Annotated in this window: 18 protein-coding genes; 13 read left to right on the top strand and 5 right to left on the bottom strand. The window is 41.2% G+C overall.

The genetic code is table 11. From position 1 onward, the window contains the following. Positions 1 to 325 precede the first annotated feature (325 nt). On the bottom strand, positions 326 to 1,123 hold the full coding sequence (locus RMX69_RS28690) for a peroxiredoxin-like family protein (protein ID WP_322639456.1): 798 nt from the start codon (positions 1,121 to 1,123) through the stop codon (positions 326 to 328). A 265-nt stretch (positions 1,124 to 1,388) separates the two neighbouring features. Here RMX69_RS28690 and RMX69_RS28685 point away from each other — a divergent pair, with 265 nt between their 5' ends. The 10 genes from RMX69_RS28685 to RMX69_RS28640 all read left to right on the top strand — a co-directional run bounded on the left by RMX69_RS28685 (position 1,389) and on the right by RMX69_RS28640 (position 11,118). Next, the gene (locus RMX69_RS28685) at positions 1,389 to 1,586 is read left to right on the top strand and encodes an NblA/ycf18 family protein (protein WP_194041722.1); all 198 of its coding nucleotides are present in this window, start codon (positions 1,389 to 1,391) and stop codon (positions 1,584 to 1,586) included. 640 nt (positions 1,587 to 2,226) lie between these two features. Beyond that, on the top strand, positions 2,227 to 2,655 hold the full coding sequence (locus RMX69_RS28680) for a hypothetical protein (RefSeq protein WP_289798118.1): 429 nt from the start codon (positions 2,227 to 2,229) through the stop codon (positions 2,653 to 2,655). A gap of 599 nt (positions 2,656 to 3,254) precedes the next feature. Then, positions 3,255 to 4,613, top strand: coding sequence for an APC family permease (locus RMX69_RS28675; protein WP_322639455.1), 1,359 nt, complete (start codon positions 3,255 to 3,257; stop codon positions 4,611 to 4,613). 100 nt (positions 4,614 to 4,713) lie between these two features. Continuing rightward, on the top strand, positions 4,714 to 5,367 hold the full coding sequence (locus tag RMX69_RS28670) for a class I SAM-dependent methyltransferase (RefSeq protein ID WP_322639454.1): 654 nt from the start codon (positions 4,714 to 4,716) through the stop codon (positions 5,365 to 5,367). A gap of 249 nt (positions 5,368 to 5,616) precedes the next feature. Continuing rightward, complete coding sequence (locus RMX69_RS28665; RefSeq protein WP_322639453.1) at positions 5,617 to 6,426, top strand: glucose 1-dehydrogenase; 810 nt, start codon at positions 5,617 to 5,619, stop codon at positions 6,424 to 6,426. A 349-nt stretch (positions 6,427 to 6,775) separates the two neighbouring features. Continuing rightward, a complete protein-coding gene (locus tag RMX69_RS28660; protein WP_322639452.1) occupies positions 6,776 to 8,179 on the top strand; it encodes a glycoside hydrolase 100 family protein in 1,404 nt (467 codons plus the stop codon). Between the two features lie 515 nt (positions 8,180 to 8,694). After that, positions 8,695 to 8,997: a hypothetical protein gene (locus tag RMX69_RS28655; RefSeq protein WP_099102090.1), complete on the top strand. Its 303-nt coding sequence runs from the start codon at positions 8,695 to 8,697 to the stop codon at positions 8,995 to 8,997. Positions 8,998 to 9,100: 103 nt separating this feature from the next. Further along, complete coding sequence (locus tag RMX69_RS28650) at positions 9,101 to 9,565, top strand: hypothetical protein (RefSeq protein WP_322639451.1); 465 nt, start codon at positions 9,101 to 9,103, stop codon at positions 9,563 to 9,565. A 347-nt stretch (positions 9,566 to 9,912) separates the two neighbouring features. Next, positions 9,913 to 10,422 (top strand): NUDIX hydrolase, encoded by a 510-nt coding sequence (locus tag RMX69_RS28645; RefSeq protein ID WP_322639450.1) that lies wholly within the window; start codon positions 9,913 to 9,915, stop codon positions 10,420 to 10,422. 54 nt (positions 10,423 to 10,476) lie between these two features. Next, positions 10,477 to 11,118 carry a DUF938 domain-containing protein gene (locus tag RMX69_RS28640; RefSeq protein ID WP_322639449.1) on the top strand — a complete coding sequence of 214 codons (642 nt, stop codon included), beginning with the start codon at positions 10,477 to 10,479 and terminating at the stop codon, positions 11,116 to 11,118. Between the two features lie 322 nt (positions 11,119 to 11,440). Here RMX69_RS28640 and RMX69_RS28635 read toward each other — a convergent pair whose 3' ends face one another. Continuing rightward, on the bottom strand, positions 11,441 to 13,696 hold the full coding sequence (locus RMX69_RS28635; RefSeq protein WP_289798109.1) for a family 10 glycosylhydrolase: 2,256 nt from the start codon (positions 13,694 to 13,696) through the stop codon (positions 11,441 to 11,443). Between the two features lie 206 nt (positions 13,697 to 13,902). Here RMX69_RS28635 and RMX69_RS28630 point away from each other — a divergent pair, with 206 nt between their 5' ends. Next, positions 13,903 to 14,364 carry a DUF3592 domain-containing protein gene (locus tag RMX69_RS28630; RefSeq protein ID WP_289798107.1) on the top strand — a complete coding sequence of 154 codons (462 nt, stop codon included), beginning with the start codon at positions 13,903 to 13,905 and terminating at the stop codon, positions 14,362 to 14,364. Between the two features lie 6 nt (positions 14,365 to 14,370). Here the strand turns inward: RMX69_RS28630 and RMX69_RS28625 are convergent, their stop codons facing one another. Both RMX69_RS28625 and RMX69_RS28620 read right to left on the bottom strand, forming a co-directional pair. Beyond that, complete coding sequence (locus RMX69_RS28625; protein ID WP_322639448.1) at positions 14,371 to 14,643, bottom strand: Precorrin-3B methylase; 273 nt, start codon at positions 14,641 to 14,643, stop codon at positions 14,371 to 14,373. A gap of 365 nt (positions 14,644 to 15,008) precedes the next feature. Beyond that, positions 15,009 to 16,292: an MFS transporter gene (locus RMX69_RS28620; RefSeq protein ID WP_289798105.1), complete on the bottom strand. Its 1,284-nt coding sequence runs from the start codon at positions 16,290 to 16,292 to the stop codon at positions 15,009 to 15,011. Positions 16,293 to 17,080: 788 nt separating this feature from the next. Here RMX69_RS28620 and RMX69_RS28615 point away from each other — a divergent pair. Both RMX69_RS28615 and RMX69_RS28610 read left to right on the top strand, forming a co-directional pair. Continuing rightward, positions 17,081 to 17,662 (top strand): NAD(P)H-dependent oxidoreductase, encoded by a 582-nt coding sequence (locus RMX69_RS28615; protein ID WP_322639447.1) that lies wholly within the window; start codon positions 17,081 to 17,083, stop codon positions 17,660 to 17,662. A 301-nt stretch (positions 17,663 to 17,963) separates the two neighbouring features. Beyond that, positions 17,964 to 18,152, top strand: coding sequence for a hypothetical protein (locus tag RMX69_RS28610; protein WP_292730565.1), 189 nt, complete (start codon positions 17,964 to 17,966; stop codon positions 18,150 to 18,152). Positions 18,153 to 18,236: 84 nt separating this feature from the next. Here the strand turns inward: RMX69_RS28610 and RMX69_RS28605 are convergent, their stop codons facing one another. Then, positions 18,237 to 18,419, bottom strand: a complete 183-nt coding sequence (locus RMX69_RS28605) for a hypothetical protein (RefSeq protein ID WP_289798102.1) — start codon at positions 18,417 to 18,419, stop codon at positions 18,237 to 18,239. Positions 18,420 to 19,157: the final 738 nt, after the last annotated feature.

Below are 19,157 nucleotides of genomic sequence, written 5' to 3'. Positions count from 1 at the left end.
CTGAGCGTAGCCGTTGGCGTGGTCACTGAGCGTAGCCGTTGGCGTGGTCACTGAGCGTAGTCGAAGTGCAGCCTCTCGTAGAGAAGGGCGTAGTTGAGGTGAGTCAGAATTCAGTTGGGTATTCTGTACGACTGGCGGATAGCCTAGCGTGTCGCAGACAAAGCTCTCGAACACGAGTCTGCGTACTATTATAGAGAAGCAAGCTATGCAAAGCGTCTTAATTCTGACTCACCTCGACTACGCTCGGCGACCACCTGAATTCTGAATTCTGAATTCTTCTTCAAACTTTTGTTGTGTTAGATATTATTGAAATAGCAATTAAGAATTAATGAGTTGAAGTAAACCTATCCGTTGCGATCGAGGATAAAAATGATAGGGGCTGACTCATATTAGCAGCAAAGCCCAGAATTCCTGGATCTATATGTTCGTAAAGTAACTGGCCTTTGGCATCAAACAGAAAAGTTCCACCACGCTGAGTCAAGTAGGCAGAATTAGGTACATAAGTATGCCAATTGCTGAGAACTTCCACCATATTCCGTAGCCGTAAAGTAGCTAATTCAAACGGACGTTGAAACCCACTTCCGCCAGCTAATTTGAAAAACGAGCCTTTAAAAGCAGGTAGAGGAGTACCTTGAATAATTTCATCATCTTCAATGAGTTGAGGGGCTTGACGATCTCCCCTGTATCCCCGAAAAACTTCTCGTAGCGTTCCAGGACTTCCAAACCCTGCACACATTAACACTAGATTTAGCCAAGCTTTCTGAGCAGGGGAAATTCTAGGGAAAGGAAGATTCAGACCTGAATAAAGTTTGAGTTGGTGATGTAGTTCTCCATTAGGTTCAACAAATAAATTTTCAGGTGGAAATCCTGTATATTCACAGAATCTTGTTCCAGAGGCGCGATTACCAATTCCCACCGCACGAATAGCGAATTTTTCATCTGACAATTTCTTAGCTTCGCGCTGTAACCACCAAGCATATTCAAGACTATCAAAATCCCCAAGCTGGGGCCAGACTAAAACAAGGATATATGAGGCAGTCTCGCAATTTTCTAGTAGGGGGCGGATCATGCCATCACTAACACGCTGAAGTCCGGTCTGATTAAGGATAGTGTAAGGATTCATGACAAATGATTACTCGGATATTTGGGGTATCAGTGACACAGGATTTACTAAAGCATTAATATGCCATCATCTCAGGTTTGTAAATATTTTGTTATACTAGTTAACAGAAGTTCATATTTAGGTTTGACACCGCTAAGTAAGGGAATACCCAGTAGGCCGCTTGATGAGTGTATTACTGCTAACGCCAGCTAGATATGAACGCTTCTTCTCAAGATTGCCAACATTGACCCTTTAGTTTTCGCCTAGTTGGGCGATTTACCCTGCGATGAATCAACCCATTACATTATCTTTAGAACAAGAATTTAGCCTTAGAACTTTTGCTGACCAAGTGCAGCAGATGTCCCGTGAACAAGCTCAAGAGTTTTTGCTTATGCTCTATAAGCAGATGATAATTCGGGAAACGACTTACCAAGAATTGCTCAAACATCAGTGGGAACTTGATTCAGACTCAATTTTGGGTTAAAGCATACAAGTAAATAAATGTTTTGAATTTTTAGCAGCGACAAAGAAATATTGGTAGAAACTTGTGGGAGAGAGGAGCAATCAATGGCTGCTCCTCTCTCCCGTGTTTTTAATTGATTATTCTATTTATTGCTGATTTTACTAGTATCGCGGTGGGAAAACAGGCATTAATTGAACGCAACATTTAACTATAGCAGTCCTAAATCATTTGTGAAATTTATATATCTCTCTCTTTTTTCTTCCCTTTGCGCCCTTCTCTGACGAGACGCTGCGCGAAAGCGTACTTTGCGGTTCGTTTTCTTATTTATAATTTTTCATGAATCAAATAGGATTGCTATAGGCTAGAAGTTATCAAAACAGAATTCAGGGGTCACGAGTCAGAATACAAGATTTTCTAATTGTCGAGAAACAAGACGTTTTTCAAGTTGTTGAACTACACAAGCTAAGTCTGTTACCCAAGTATAAGCGTATTTTACTCCTGAATTCTGCTGTATATTGTCATGATGAAAGAGTATCTGCTTCAATTGGATCTATAGATAGAGAAATATCCTGAGCGAAGCTGGTATATTTAAAAGTTTTAGTAGTAAGATTCTTGAATAGAATTAAGAGATTAACCTGGTATTTTTACAAGCCTTGGCAGTATGAATATGGAATTTTTTAACAGGATTCCTTTGATGGCTTTAGTATTACTCTTATTGGCTTACATTCTCCTGGGATGGTATCTTGCTGCTAATCATATTATTTGGTTAGTAGGAGCTTTTGTTGTTGCTATGGTTATAGCTGTAGTACGAAAGAGCTTTTCTTGGTTCGAGCGTTTAGTTGAGTTTGGTTCAAAAACTTTAGTTGTCATCTTGTTTTTAAGTATATCAATTGCTTTAGTAGCAACTTGGTCGATATTATTAAGGCTCTTTATTATCCCCTTAGCCACTACGCTGTTAGCTGATTTGGAAATGCGTTTTTCTGGCTGCAATAAACTAGATTCATTTTGGGTTATAACTGTCCTGGCTGTATTGGGTTTGGTAGTAGGTGAAGCAATAGATATTCTACTTTTTCCCAGTAGTAGATACTAAAGAATTAGGGATAAAAATCCGATATATTATTTATTAATTAACAGCGTACAGATATGCATTTATACTTAATCGAAACTATGGAGCGATCGCTGTCTGTAGTACAGCAGGGTGTAAATCAAGCAATCATAGATGATAAATCAATAAAACGTTTCTGCTATCAAAATTATGCATAGCGATAATAGCTTTTTTATCAAAAAATGCACGATTATGCTTCATTAGTCAATCATTCTTTAGATTATTATAAATCTCACTATGGGAAGACGTTTTACCAATTAAAATTTCCTATGGTACTTGGGGAGTAATGTTGTCTAGCAAGAGAAGGTAGAGCGATTGCACAGAGATTAATCTTAATGTGGATTGATGGAGATTACAGTTTGAAGACATATCATTGGCGACTGTCACTTTCTCGTCATATTTATTGTTAATCATAAAAGTATAGGTACTTTCTCAAGAGTTAAATTTTGGTCTGGTATCCCCAATCTCAAAGGTTTTATTGAATCATGAGTTCCCAAATCTGGAGTACATAGATGATTCCTCTGTTGAACAAAGACTATAAAACAAAGCCAAAAGTCCCAACTCAACACTAATAAGGAAGTAATGTGAGTAGACGTAAAAACTACAATTTGCTCGATCGGACAACATCAATTGAAGTAGCAACACCTAAAGCATCCCTGACACTACCAGATGCAGTGTCTTTAATTGTCGGTATTGTCATCGGAGCGGGGATTTTTCAAACTCCGGCTCTAGTGGCAAGTCAAGCAGGCAGTGATCTTGCTGTAATGTTTCTTTGGCTAATGGGTGGTGTCGTGTCTCTGGTAGGAGCCTTGTGCTATGCAGAGTTGGCGACTGTCTATCCCGACGTCGGCGGTGTCTACTACTATTTGAAACGTGCATTCGGACGGGGAGTCGCCTTTTTATTTGCCTGGGCGCGGATGACAGTGATTCAAACTGGTTCCATTGCTCTATTGGCATTTGTTTTTGGTGATTATGTTTCTCAGATATGGCAGCTAGGAACGTTTTCGTCTTCTATATATGCAGCTATAGCGATCGCACTTTTAACTGCTTTGAACATCGTTGGCTTGCAACAGGGTAAGTGGACACAAAACTTGCTGAGTGCTGCGAAAGTTCTAGGTTTGTTACTGGTAGTGATTCTTGGGCTTACCGCCATTCCTAATTCTGCCGCCCCTATAGAATCTGCATCATCGGGAACCTGGGGATTGGCAATGGTGTTTGTGTTGCTATCTTACGGTGGTTGGAATGAGGCAGCTTACATCTCCGCAGAAATCCAAGATGGACGACGTAATATTGTGCGATCGCTAATGTGGAGTATTGGTATTATCACTGCCATTTACCTACTAATCAATCTGGCTTACCTGCGGGGACTGGGATTAGCAAACATGGCACAGTCAGAAGCAGTAGCCGCAGATTTAATGCGCTCTCTTTGGGGCCAACCGGGAGCTTTGTTTATCAGTGTGCTGATTGCGATCGCTACTTTGGGAGCAACCAACGCCACAATCTTTACTGGAGCGCGTACCAATTACGCACTGGGACAGGATTTTTCGCTATTTGGTTTTATGGGACGCTGGCAACAACGTCCGAGCAGTCCTACCTATGCCTTATTCTTGCAAGCAGCGATCGCCTTAGCACTGGTTCTTTTAGGCACGCTCACCCGCAAAGGCTTTCAAACAATGGTGGATTACACTGCCCCGATATTTTGGTTCTTTTTCCTGCTTTCCGGCATATCGCTGCTGGTATTGCGCATCCGCGAACCCCACATAGTTCGCCCTTTCCGTGTGCCATTTTATCCTTTCACTCCATTACTCTTTTGCGCAGTCTGCGCTTACTTGCTGTACTCTAGCTTGGTTTATACAGGTGTGGGAGCGATCGCAGGTGTTTTAGTGGTGGCAGCAGGTATTCCCCTGTTGTTCTGGAATAACTACCGTCAAGGTAGGACTTAATATCATTTTGGATTGTGCAACCTAAACCTCACACAATAAGCAATTCAAAATTTTCTGACTATCAGTTGTTCTACTAACTACTCAATCAAGGAGAAAATTCATGAACTTCAAAAAAATTCTGTTTTTACTGGTTACAGGCGTTAGTGTTACCAGTTTAGGAATTGCTGGGTGTACGCCGCAACAACAAGATTTGGAAGCCGGTACACAACAACCTTCTACTTTAACCGGTCAGACCGAAACTGAAACACCATCAGCGACAACTCAAGTCCAAGAACGTCCTGGAGATGTTCCTTATGTACCTACACCACAACCAGTGGTAGATGCAATGTTACAAGTGGCAAAAGTGGGTAAAAATGATGTGTTGTACGACCTTGGTAGTGGTGATGGCAGAATTGTTAATACTGCGGCACAAAAGTTTGGTACGCGCGGCATCGGTATAGATATTGACCCCGATCGCATCAAAGAAGCTAATGCTAATGCCCAAAAGGCAGGAGTAAGCGATCGCGTCAAGTTTGTCCAACAAGATTTGTTCAACACTGATTTTAGTGAAGCAACAGTAGTTACACTTTATTTACTGCCAGAGATTAATGCCAAACTCCGTCCCAAGCTGTTGAAAGAACTTAAACCTGGGACTCGCATTGTCTCCCACGCCTTCGATATGGGCGATTGGAAACCACAGCAGACTCTCAATGTAGAGGGCAAAACTGTTTACTATTGGGTAGTTCCTGAACAAGTGCCAGCGAATTTGCGATAGGGACTAACTAATTCGTAATTCGTAATTAAGAGGCATCAGATTCAAGTTGAGTTTTCATCTCTTGAATCTGTAGCCTGATTTTTGGGAATTGATTTTAGAAATTCAAAATTATCAAATATTTATTTTTTAAATTTAAATTCACTCCAATGGGGGTTGACAGTACAAGTCTTAAACGTGAAAAAGAGTAATCTAAAATCCAAAATTGTTTGACTAGTGCAAATTCAAATCAGGGCAGCTTAGGGAGGAAATATGATAGGCTTAAAAGGAAAGAATGCTTTAATTACAGGTGCAACTTCAGGTATCGGTCAGGCGATCGCTATCAGACTCGCCGAAGAAGGGTGCAACATCGCCATCAATTACCGCAAAGACCCTGATGCCGCGGCAGATACGGAAGAGATGGCATTGCAAAAATCCTGCGGAAATATCGAAAATTGTGGTGTGAAGTCGCTGCTGGTTCAAGGAGATGTCTCCCAAGAATCAGACATTATTGAGATGGTCAACACCGTAGTAAACGAATTTGGCAGTTTAGATATTCTAGTTAATAATGCTGGCATTCAAACAGAAAGTCCATCCCACGAAGTTACCACAGCAGACTTTGATCGGGTAATTGCAGTCAATCTCCGGGGTGCTTATCTCTGCGCGCGTGAAACTATTAAACACCTCCTGTCTGTTAATCGTCCAGGAGCGATTATTAATATTTCCAGCGTTCACGAAATTATTCCGCGACCGATGTATATCAGTTATTCCATTAGCAAAGGCGGGATGGAAAACCTCACCAAAACCTTAGCTTTGGAATATGCTAACCGAGGTATTCGTGTCAATGCCATTGGCCCTGGAGCAACAATCACGCCAATGAACCAAGCCTGGATAAACGATCCTGAAAAAAAGGCGATCGTGGAAAGTCACATCCCAATGGGGCGTGCTGGCTCCTCTGAGGAGATGGCAGCCGCAGTAGCTTTCTTAGCTTCGGATGAAGCCGCCTACATCACTGGACAAACGCTATTTGTAGATGGTGGATTGACTCTATATGCTGACTTTCGGGAATCTTGGTCAGCTTGAAAAAGAGGCAAGGGAGCAGGGAGCAGGGAGCAAGGGGGATAGAACAGAAAGAGGATTCGACAGTTGAACCAACTCTTGGAGAGGCTGCGCCCTAAGCGTAGCTATGCCGCAGGCTTTACGGCAGAGCTAGCTGACCACTCCGCTTGTTGCATTAGCTTTCCGCTTTTACGATAACCACGCTTGGTTGTTGCGGGAGACTCAGACCCATGTTCTGCTCTGCTCCACAGCAGTTACTGATGAGGTTATTTCCCCCTGCCCCCTGCCCCTGCCCCCTGCCTCTCCGTTGAGATAAGGCTGGTGTACTTTCCACAATTAAGCCGATACATACCATTAGTGGAATTAAACGCCCATGACTAGCACGATCGATAAGAACAGTCAGATGGAAACAGAAGCTTGGGAATTATTGGAAAATTCCGTAATTTATTACCAAGGAAAACCCATTGGGACTGTAGCCGCCAAAGATGCGGAGGCCGATGCACTCAATTATGACCAGTGCTTCCTCCGCGATTTTGTCCCTTCTGCCTTGGTGTTTCTCATGTATGGGAAACCAGAGATTGTGCGTAACTTCTTAGTAGAAACACTGAAATTACAAAGTCATGAAAAGCAGATAGACTGTTTTGAACCAGGAGCGGGATTAATGCCTGCCAGTTTTAAAGTACATTCTAAGGGGAATGAGGAATTTTTGGTCGCTGATTTTGGTGAACTAGCGATCGCTCGTGTTCCCCCGATTGATTCTTGTATGTGGTGGATTCTCTTGCTACGCGCTTATGAAAAAACTACAGGCGATTTGTCACTAGCGCGTCAGCCAGATTTTCAAGCGGGAATCAAACTAATTTTGGATCTTTGCTTAGTACATCGGTTTTCCATGTACCCAACAATGTTAGTTCCCGATGGCGCGTTTATGATTGACCGTCGCATGGGAGTTTACGAACATCCTTTAGAAATTCAGGTGTTATTCTACGCATCTTTGAGGGCTGCTGGTGAATTGCTGTTACCAGATGGCGATGGCGATAACTACCTTAGCAAAGTCAATAAGCGATTGGGATCTTTGAAATATCATATCCGCAACTATTATTGGCTAGACCTGAAGCGATTGGGAGAAATCTATCGTTACAAAGATAACGAATTTGGTAAAGAAATTGTTAATAAATTCAACATCAACTCAGAATCAATTCCTAGTTGGTTGACCGAGTGGTTGCCCGAAACTGGAGGATATTTAGCGGGAAATTTGGGGCCGGGACGGATAGATTTTCGCTTTTTTGCGCTGGGAAATCTGATGGCAATTTTAACTTCCTTAGCTGGTGAAAAAGAATCTCAAAGCATTATGAATTTATTTGCCCAACGTTGGCAAGACTTAATCGGCTATATGCCTGTTAAAATTTGCTTTCCCGCAATGGATGGTTTAGAGTGGAGAATTGTGACAGGATGTGACTCTAAAAACAGGGCTTGGTCTTATCACAACGGCGGTAACTGGCCGGTTTTGCTGTGGTTATTTACTGGTGCGGCACTAAAAGCAGGTCGAACAGAACTTGCTCAAGCAGCGATCGCTATTGCCGAAAGGCGTTTATTTAAAGATAAATTCCCTGAATACTACGATGGCAATAATGGTCGTTTAATTGGCAAAGAAGCCCGAATTTATCAAACTTGGAGTATTGCCGGATTGCTAGCTGCTAAAAGGCTGGTGGAAAATCCAGAGTACTTAGAATTAATCAGTTTTGCAGAGGGTCTTGAAGTCCCAGGCTGTAGCCTGTAGATAGATTGTAGAGACCGGCGATTTATCCCGTCTCTTGCCTTAATCGAATAGTATTGAGTAGTCAATACCTGGCAAAGTTTGACTCCAAAAATGATTTAGTGGTGTAATTATACAGAGTGTTTCTACTAACCAGTACAACTTGGTGTAAATCCAGTTACCATCTCAATTCACCAGACAATAGGCAGACAAGTTGTTTTGAGTAACTGGTTAAAGGTAGACAAACTTTCGGCTGTACTAGCTATACTGACATAACATTACAAGCGGGCAAACTTTTGGTAAGTATAAGTTAGCAAATAGTATGTTTGTACCACAAAAATCCTGATTAAAAGGTTCCAGCGATCGCACAGCCTACTTCTCTATGAGAGTTTACACCAACGAGTTAACCTGCCTCTGAATACCCTTCTCAAATACCCGATAACTGATACACTAGGTTATAAGAGGTATCTGAAGTGTCATACTTAGTAATATCACCAGATAGTCTTTGCATAATTAGCACGTTTTGACGTGTATTAACCATGAAAACTACTTCAGATTTAATTCTAGAATTTGAAAAACTATTCCGACAAAAATTACAACTAAATAATTGTAAACTTAGAAAAAAAAGACAAGAGAATAATTATGAAATTATTACTCCAGCTAAAGACATCTTTTTGATGTATTGGTCTGAGTTCCCGGAAGTTAACTTAATATATCAGGCTGTAGGGGTACGCACTCAGCAGACTAGTGTTTATGAACGAGCTATCCGCTCCCACATTAGTTCTAGTTTGAGTAGTATTCAGGAGAATCCTCACTCTGAATCACCATTATTGGTGAAATAGCTGACGCTCAGATAACACAAACAATATTTACCAAGCTCTCGCCAGTTTTGTTATATAACTGACGAGACTTGATTGCCGAAAATGTGTTGATCGAGAGATGAAAATGCAATCCGAAAAAAATCAAGATCAGCTAGATTATAAAGCCTTGTTAGCCAATGCAAAGCAAGCCTTAAAAGTTGAATATCAAAAATCAGCCGCTTTAGCATCCCAACTGAAAGCCATCAAAACTCAGTTAGAACAAGTTCTGGCTGAAAACAAAACTCTCAGAGACAGTACCTATGAAGATGTAGTTAAGCATTTTGAGGCGCGTACTCAAGCAGCAGAAGCACTGGCACTAAAAACAGAAGTACGCCAAAGATTCCTGGAAGCCAATGGTTGTAAGGATGATGAGAGCTTCGATGCTCTATGGGATATTATTAAAAATAAGATTCAGATCCAAGACAATGAAGTGAGAATTGTTGCTCAAAATGGTACTCCTAAGTTCACGTTAACAGGCAGCATGATGACTTTGAGAGATTTTATTCAATCCCTCAAACAAGATCCAATCTCTGGAAAATTTTTCTTGTAGCTAGAGAGCCAAATTCATGAAAACCTCTCGCTAAAAGCGGACTAACGATTGTAGTCAAAAGTTATTTATCTTCGTCTCCTGGCGACCGTTAGCTCTGACTTTGTTGGGCATTCCACTCCAAAATAATACACTCCCAAGACTTCTTTGTTAAGGGAAAAAGGGGAAGGGAAAAGGGAAAGAAAAAACCTTTAACCCTTCCCCTTTTTCTTTTCCCCAAAACTCGATTCCGAATCAAAAATGCACAAAGCGAGAAGTATTGAATGTACTCCAACATTTAAGATTGCGTACAGTTGTTAACATGGGCGTATCTTTTAATCAGCCAATTCAAATTCCAGAGAGATTTAATTATGATACAAAATGATGAAATACTCGATATTGTAGATGTAAATGATTGCGTAATTGGGCAGAATAAACGTTCGGAAATATATAGCCAAAGACTATGCAATTTTAGAGTTGTTAATGCTTTTATTGTTAATTCATTAGGTCAACTGTGGATACCTCGGCGTTCTGCACACAAAAGTATCTTTCCCCTTTGTCTTGATGTCAGTATGGGGGGTCATGTTGAAACCGGAGAAACCTATGAATATGCTCTACAACGTGAACTTAAAGAAGAGTTGAACTTAGAATTAAATATACTTAATGTTCGACTTTTGGGATATTTAGCACCACATCAATATCAAGTATCTGCTTTTATGAAGGTTTATGAAATCAAATTAGATTGTAGCCCAGAGTACAATAAAAATGATTTTATTGAAAGTTTTTGGTTATCGCCTAATGATTTAATAAAATGGTTGTATGGCGGTGAGCCTGCAAAAAGTGACTTGCTCAAACTTGTGCAAATATTTTATCAAGATTAAGTAGAGTTCTTCGTTTGATATTTGTTCAGATTAATTATAAATATAACGATCCAGATGACACCACAAGACGCACGAAAATACGCACCAGCAACCGAGCGTAACCGCGAACCAATTCTAGAAGTACTTTTACAAGTGTTGCCGGAGAGCGGCACTATTTTAGAAATAGCAAGTGGTACTGGTGAACACGCAGTCTTTTTTGCATCCAAGCTCAAAGATTATCTGTGGCTCCCAACCGATGTAAATCCACAATCAAGAGCTAGCATTATTTCATGGACTGAACACAATGTATGTGATAACGTTTATGCACCGCTTGAACTAGATGCAAAAGAACCAGTTTGGGCTGTGGAAAATGGTGGATTTGATTGGCTAAATACGAAGCCAATTGTGGCCATTGTCAACATCAATATGATTCACATTTCACCTTGGTCAGCCTGTCTAGGGTTAATGGCAGGGGCAGGTCGTATCTTAAAAGCAGGAGGTATCCTCTATTTATATGGCCCCTTCAAACAAGGTGGAGAACATACAGCTGCGAGTAATGCGGCTTTTGACGAATATTTACGCACTGAAAACCCAGAGTGGGGTGTGCGTAACTTGGATGATGTTGTAGCAGTAGCTAGCGCCCAAAATCTAATCTTGCAACAGATTTACCAAATGCCAGCTAATAATCTTTCAGTAGTGTTTCAACGTTCTACCTAGTGATTGACTTTTGTTGGGCTAAAAGCCAATACGCTTGGGTTAAGGGTTATATCATGTCCGCATAATTAATTAGTTATGCTAACTACAGTCGTTACACCCCACCCCCACTCCCCGCAAGCGGGGAGGGGAGACAAAGCGTAGCTTTGGCGGGGTGGGGTTCTTTGGGTTTAATAAGCAATCAAGCGGACATGATATTATTGGTGTAAATAATTGGTTTTTCAAGACGCGATAAATCGCGTCTCTACATCAGGGTTTCGGCTATATTTGCGTAAATCCTGGGTTAATTGAACGCTATCTGAGTAAGCAAGTCTTTACTTTCTTCTCACCGACGACTGCGAAAACCCTGTTTACCATTAACTTGGTCAAAGAGTACATCGTATTTATCAAACAAAGCGATTCCAGGATTTACAAATATAGTCAGTTCTGATTGTGGCGAGATACTCAAATTCCAGCGATTAAAGCCGTCGCGCTTTCCTGGCGTCAAACTATAATCAAAAATGCCATTAATTCCTACTTTCACAGCATTTGCTGACCCTAATACTCCGGGTTTGAGTTTACCTGCTGTAGAAGCTGACTTGAATTCAGTCAAACCATTAATAGTTCCAGTATCAGCGATCGCTCTGCTATTACACAAATTTTTTGCAGAACTCCCAGCAAGAGTTAAACAAACTTTGCTCAATCGAGAATCCCATCTTTTACCGGGTACATCATTAATTTCGGGTTGTGGACTCCAAGAAGCCATTTTGAAACCTGCTTGATTCTCAGCAGTTAAACCGAGAATAAGGCTGCCATTTTTGTTACTACCACCATTACCAACGACAATAAATCCGTTACTCAGATTGCCTGATAGTTTTCTTAACGGGTTATAGGGAAGTGATTTTTCAAAATAGTTAACACCGATAATTCCCGAAAATGGTACACCACTCTTAGCTGAACACTTAGGTTTGTCGGCGCTACATTGGCGACTAGTAACAACTTGTACAGGAACAGGTTCGGCGGTGGGAATCAAACCAAACCGGACATTAGCGTAAACTAATTCTCCTTCCAGGATAGTACCATCACTTAATACTTCCTTGATATTTTGACCTGTTCTTTGGATCGGAGAATTACCTAAAAACTCTTTGGGAACTCTTAGCCCTGCTGACCCTGTATCTAATAAAATACGTTTTGGTTGACCATTTGCGATCGCAACTTCTAAAAAATAGCCGCGAACACGTTGCCCAAGGGAAGGTTTTGGATATAAAGGTAAGCTGACGGTGTTAAAAGTTGTCTTGCGGGGTGTATTTTGCGAGATATCGCGCAATGCTGAATTTGGGAAAAGAGCCGCAAATGCCGACTGGCGTTGCGCTGCTGGTTCAGGGGCAATATCCCAAAGGCTTTCGTAGTAGAAAAAGCCGATACCTAAACCGCGTTGTTGCGCTGCTTCTACCTGGGATTTGATTTGTGGGATGGCAACTGGACGATTTCGTAAACCCGCCATAATCCCGATACCAGTTGGAATGATTTGTTGGGTTTCTAAAATTTCTGGGCGGGTAATTTGAGCGATAAAACTTTCCAAATCATTACGATACACCTGCATGACCAACTCATCAACAATACCCAACCGTACCCAGTTTAGCCAATCTTGCAGTTGCATTTTATAGGCGAAATTATAGTAATTAGGAGCAACTGAAAAAATAGCATTCGGTTTTCTGGCTTTCACTGTTTGGTAAAGGTCTACCATGAATGCAGTCATTTTATCTGCCCGCCATTTTATCCATGCTTGGGCTTGGGGATTGGGTGGTGGAGGATTCCCAGTTTCTTGAGTATATAGACTAATTGTGTACTTATCGTAACCAAAATCTACAGGTAAACTCATGTGGTCGTCAAATTGAACGCCATCAGCATCGTATTTAGCTATCACTTCCATCACGAGTTCGCGGATAAGCTGTTGCACTTCGGGGTGAAAGGGATTCAACCACGCTACTTCACCCGCAGCGCTAATTGAAGTTTGAGTCCCATCCCCTTTTTGTGTTAGCCAATCTGGATGCTGCGATGCAAGTTCCGAAGTTAGAGGAACCATAAAACCAAATTCAAACCAGGGTATTGCTAGTAACCCTTGGCTGCGGGCTTGAGTAATAATGTCTGCAATTACATCTTGTCCATCTGCTCCCTTGAAGAAAAACGGGATACCCTTTTTCTGCATGATGGCACTGGGGTATTGTGTATAACCATCATTCCAAACTACGGGATAAACAGTATTAAAGTTTAACTGCCGCAGTTGACTCATAGCTGCTTGCACCTGTGAACGATTTCTAAAAACGCTAAAATCGTTACCACTTAGCCATACTCCCCGAATTTCTTGACGAGGTTGAGGAGGTAGTTGGGCAACAGCAGGGGCAAAGCTGTTTAGTAGCAATACTAGAAAGAATGATATCAGACATAATAATGGCAGCAGACGCTTTTTCAAAAGCCACGGCGATGTCTTTTGACTCGCTTTGCTTAGACCTAGTAGTACCCGTCTGTGTATAGGCTTAAATAGTAAGTTAGTTAGAGTTGCATTAATTTCTCTACTTTTTTTCCAAAACTGAGTTGTCATTACTTCTGCTGACTAAATGAGGTTAATTGGTTATATTTAATACCATATAAATGTTAAATTACTACATCAGTTTTTATGATGTAGTAATTTAGCTGCAAGATAGTTGACGCAGTTATAAGGTTAGTGGTGCCAAATAGAAATGTTTCAAATGTAAGCTTTAATCGAGATGCTGTAATGAAATTGATTGTTGTGCCATCCTCAAACCCATGAATTTCCAACCTCACCAAAATACTTTTGATGACAAACTAAGCGCAAGTATTGGACTGGCCATTGGATTGGTGTTTCTTGGGGGCGGTTTTTGGGTACGTAACATAATCGCCCACGAAGGTGCAACACTAAATGAAACACGTGGTACGGTGGTAGACAGCATCAGTCGTCGCGATCGCAGCAGTACGAACAACAATGAGCAAAAAGAAACCTATGCGCCAGTTATCGAGTTTTTAGCCAACGGTAAACGCACTCGCTTTACAGGCAATTATGAATCCTACCGTTCCAGCAACGGCCAGATGGTGGTGATACGTTACAATCCTCAACAACCCATAAGTACTGCGCGTGTCGTGAATCCGCTGGAAGGTTTAGTACCTTGGGGAATGTTTGGTATGGGTGGGTTAGCTGTGGTTTTTAGCGTGGGCACACTGTTGCCTATACGCTGGTCTTCAGGTGGGTAATATAAATTAGATATGTTTTGATTTTCGTGCTGACTTTGGCGGCGTTCGGTGTGCGCCAAAATATTTCTCACTGCGGTAACGCAACCACACCCGCAACACTTGCGGAATCTGGTCTTTTTGTTCCTTAGTCAGAGTATTGTAAAGGGCTAAAGCGCGATCGCGTTCGCCCCGACAAGCAGCATTATTGTGAGCATCCCAATAGCTGCGAGCTACTCGAATCCGCCGACAGACTTCTTTAATCAGTGCGTCTCCTGTCAGTGGAGTATCTTCCTTGGTCATACTCAAATACTAGAAATTTCTAATGCCATCCTAGCGAATCAGATTCATCTTGACACTTCAAATTTCAAGCTGACTGATTTCCTGAGTTAATTCATTGCTGTTTCTTATAGTTATCCAACCAGATGAGGGGTAGAGCGATAATGCTAGGCAATGACTGAATCAGATGTGAATAGCACTAAGATAAATCCAAAGTCTTGTGTTGCCTCGTTCCCAGCCTCCAGGCTGGGAAACCATTGTGGGAGGCTCTGCTTCCTCCTTCTTGAAAAGAGACAGAGCCTCTTGGAACTCGTTCCCAATCTGAAGACTGGGAACAAGGTTACACAAGCCTTTCGGCTTTTCTTAGTGCCATTCATATCAGATGCTTACTACTCAGGCAAAACATTAACTGAATCGTTACTAAAATTTTCTTCAAGATAGCGTGGATCGCTTACTCCTACGTGCAAAAGCAGTGTTGTAACTAATGCACCGATAGCTGCTACTAAGAAGGTAGTTCTATAGTCAATATTCTCCACTATCCATCCACCTAGTAGGGGAGCAAGGATGGTGGCAGGGGCAACAAGGGTATTACCAAGACCAATATAGGCTGGTCGTTGGTATTGGTTGCCAAACTCTAAAGTCATTACCGCAGCAATGTTTTGCAGAGCCATCATACCTATTCCCGCTCCTATAAATACCAAGTAAAACCAGTTTGCATTGGGTGCTAGACAAGCTAAAACCGAACTGAATGCACAAGCAATACAACCAGTTTCCAAGACTAACTTACGACCCGTGCGATCGCCTAACCACCCCAAAACTAATCCAGCAATAGTTTGTGTAACCATCAATAAAGTAGTAATTAACCCAACAGATGCTTCTCCCATCCCATATTGATGTACGGCATAGAGTGTATAGAAGGGAAGTGGCATCAATGCTAACTGTGAGATCATACGTGCGATCACAAAGCAACGAAAATTCTCATCGCACCGGAGAATTACACCCACACTGTCCCAAAATTCACGTCTAGTTTCAAAGGCTGATGATGTGGTGTTTACTGGCTCTCGCGTCCTAGACATAAAAAACCAAGATAGAGCCATTGCCAAACTGGCACACAAAAAACATAGAGCAAAGTTAAATGGTTGAGCGATTTCCTTAAGTAGTAAACCAGCGATCGCAGCACCACAAATACTCATAAAATTACCAGATGCTGCTAAAGTACCGTAAAAAATACCAAGCTTTCTGGAGGGAACAATTTTAGCAATCATGCTTTGCCAAGCAGTGGCGCTAACCCCACCACCTAGCCCTTGCCAAATGAGTATGGCAAATGTCAACAGTAAGATAGTTTGGTGATTGAGTTCTAGTTGTAATAAAGCCACCAGTGCTAATCCCAAAAAAGGAAGCTTCTGATGAATTGTCAACAACATTACAGTTGGTTTGTAACACTGTAGACGAGCTACTTTATTAGCTGTTAATAGCTGAGGTAATTGCCAGCCTAAGCGTGGAATAGCCGGGATCAGACCGATGAGCAATGCAGAATCGGTAAGAGTGCTAACAAATAGCGGAAGAATCGTGAAAAATGAAGCAAAACCACTCCCAAAACCAAAAAATCCACTTTCAATAACACTGACAGTAAAGTTATGGCGAAGGTCTTTTTGAATTTCAGAATTAAGCATTTTTATAGATATTACAAGTTTGGTGATTTATTCCCTTTTGGGGAAACTCAGGCTGTATTTTGAACAGGTTTATCTTCTTTTTGTAGGTACTTAGAAATCATCTAAGTACCTACAAAAACCTGAGTTCCATAAATTGTTCCCAAATGCTGTACTTAAATCACCCTTGAAAAATATTTTTGTAAAATCTCCCAATTTTTGATGGTGAGCCTTACTGCAATGGAGTTTGGGTCAGTGGTCGGTATAGGTTAACCTTGAAGTGGTGCGTGATTGGCAAACGGTGTAGATTATGCGCTCACAAAGCTCACACCTATTAATCACAGAGATTGACTTGGCAATAAAATAGCTAAAGCATAGACGTAGATCGTTGTAGACATAGCCCAAAAGTTATTGATAAAGTTTGAGTTTGAAGCTGAACTCTTTGGGTTGGGTCGAAATAAAACCGGAAGTGTGTCTATTGGTTTGTTGACCTACACGATTGTCGTGAGTTAATTTTGGGGCAGTGGGTAAATCAGTTATCACTGGAGAGTCACAGCTTGAGACTTTGTGGTGAGTGTAAACTTTTTACTGTTCGCTGATTTGGTGTCAGTCACCGATAATAATATAGATGTATATACACCAGTCACTGACACCACGACATAAGACATTCTCCAAAAATTGCAACAGGTTGTGAAAACTGGTGCTACCCAAGGCTGGAAAAGATTGGGGGCGGGTGCGAATCTGTGGTGTGTGATTGCTTGCTGGTGGTATCCCTAAACTTAAAACTATTTAGTTATTAAAAATCATCGATCGTGAAATTCAAAACAATAGTCTTCTATGGTTCCTACAGGAGCGATCGCCAGGGCATTAAAGCTGCTAGATTCATGATTGACCAGCTTAAGCAAAGAAACCATGAGGTGATTTTTGCGGATGCAAAGGAGTATGACTTTGGTCTTTTAGACCGGATGTATAAAGAATATGGCAAAGGTCAGGCTCCTGCAAAGATGGAAGAACTGGCAGAACATATCCGAACCGCAGACGGTTTTGTAGTTGTTGCAGGAGAGTACAACCATTCCATTCAACCAGGGTTGAGCAATCTGATGGATCACTATCTAGAAGAATATTTTTTCCGTCCTGCTGGTATTGTTTGTTACTCAGCTGGTAGCTTTGGAGGAGTACGGGCAGCCATTCAGTTACATGCTTTTCTGTCAGAGATGGGAATGCCTACTATTTCAAGCATTTTTGCTATTTCTAAAATTGGAAACTCTCTGGATGAAGCAGGTACTTCACAGGAAACTGCTTTGCCCAAAAGAGTCGGTCAATTTTTAGATGAATTAGAGTGGTACGAAGAAGCATTACAACGACAAAAAAAAGAAAAAGGAACTCCCTTCTAATCAAGTCAGCTTTACCTGCTTTGTATACCAATTAGCTTGGGGATATTGTGTTTTTTTTAATACTGGGAGCCAAACGCAACCTTTAGTCACCCTTTAAGAGAAACTTGTGTGAAGCTGTAAGAGAGTGAAGAATCAAACTCTCTACTAAGTAGGTCGGTGTGAATATTTATTGTTGGGATGAGGCAGGAGGCAGAAGGCAGGAGGCAGGAGGGAAGAGGGTTTAAGTCTATTTAATTTTTCTTAACATAGTTTGGTTTTTTCACATCGTTCTACTTAATCAGTTGACTTACCCTTTGTAAATATGCCTTCAATTAGCTACAATCGCACCGACAGCCAGCAGCCACAAAGCATTACCATTGAAGGTTATGTTGTCCGGCCAGGATTACACATTCTCAGTTACGAGCAACTCAAGTTGCTACGAGACCAAACACAGCATCATTCTCAGCTTGAATCTCTAGTTAGCCAAGGTGTCATTAAGTTGACTGGTTAATAGTAGTCGTCAATTCACTTGCAATTCATCTCATCACCTACCCAATAAGCAGGTGATGAGATGAATTGCTATATCAGCTAAGTTCTAAGTAGATGAGTCTGAACGTTCTATTTGCTGACGAATGGTATCAATAGAAGCATTAATACCAGCCAGTTTGGACTCTAAATCATCTCGCAGCCAAATTAAGAATTTTAATTTCCGCTCTAAGCTAGCTTTGTGCGAAATGGGTTCGCTTCCATAACATGGATTACCCCAAAAAGGAAACATAGTTTACCTCTGAATTTAGCTTTTGTAAGAGTGCAATAGATTGCACCACTACATTCTGACGAATAACAATCAGACTGGTGTATGTAACAACCGACCATTATTGTGCGTGCTTAACGAACTTTTACTAAAAGTTGTCTCTTAAATTGGTAGAGGTATTTGACCAAGCTACCATCAACTCTTTCCATTTATCTTCTAAGAACAAGTTGAAGTGACGATACCATATTCAAAGGTTCTGGCAATTTGGCATTACAACTCTGTATTTTGCAGTTTAAATAAGATATCAACAGAACAGAACAACCACAAATCGCCAGTTGTTGACCCAACGCTGTAAAAGAACTCAGCAGCCAATTCTACAGCGTTTGGTCATCGCTTCTCTACAACTGGCTAGTAATTCACTAGAAAACCCATAGTAAAAGTGCGTAGGCTAGAAAGCTGTCTTAACACGGCTGGTAAAATAAATGTGAAGTACCTGCAAATCAACGTACTTGTATCAGTAAATACTTCTAATAATAGATGACTTGGTGAAAGGGAAAGGGATAATGCTGAAAGGTGTCATATTCTAAGACCAATTACTGAGTAGGAAATTATTTTATGAGAACCAGAAAGCTAGGCAAACAAGGCTTAGAAGTTTCAACTATCGGACTTGGTTGTATGGGAATGTCTGAGTTCTATAGCGGTCGTGACCCTAGCTGTCTAATTGGTATGTAAAGCAGGTAAGCTGAAAAAGGAATCTACCAG

It is taken from the genome of Nostoc sp. EspVER01, assembly GCF_034530635.1.
In the GTDB taxonomy this organism is placed as follows: Bacteria; Cyanobacteriota; Cyanobacteriia; order Cyanobacteriales; family Nostocaceae; genus Nostoc.
Note: the sequence above shows the minus strand (reverse complement) of the source record. Positions and strands in the feature narration are given on the sequence as shown.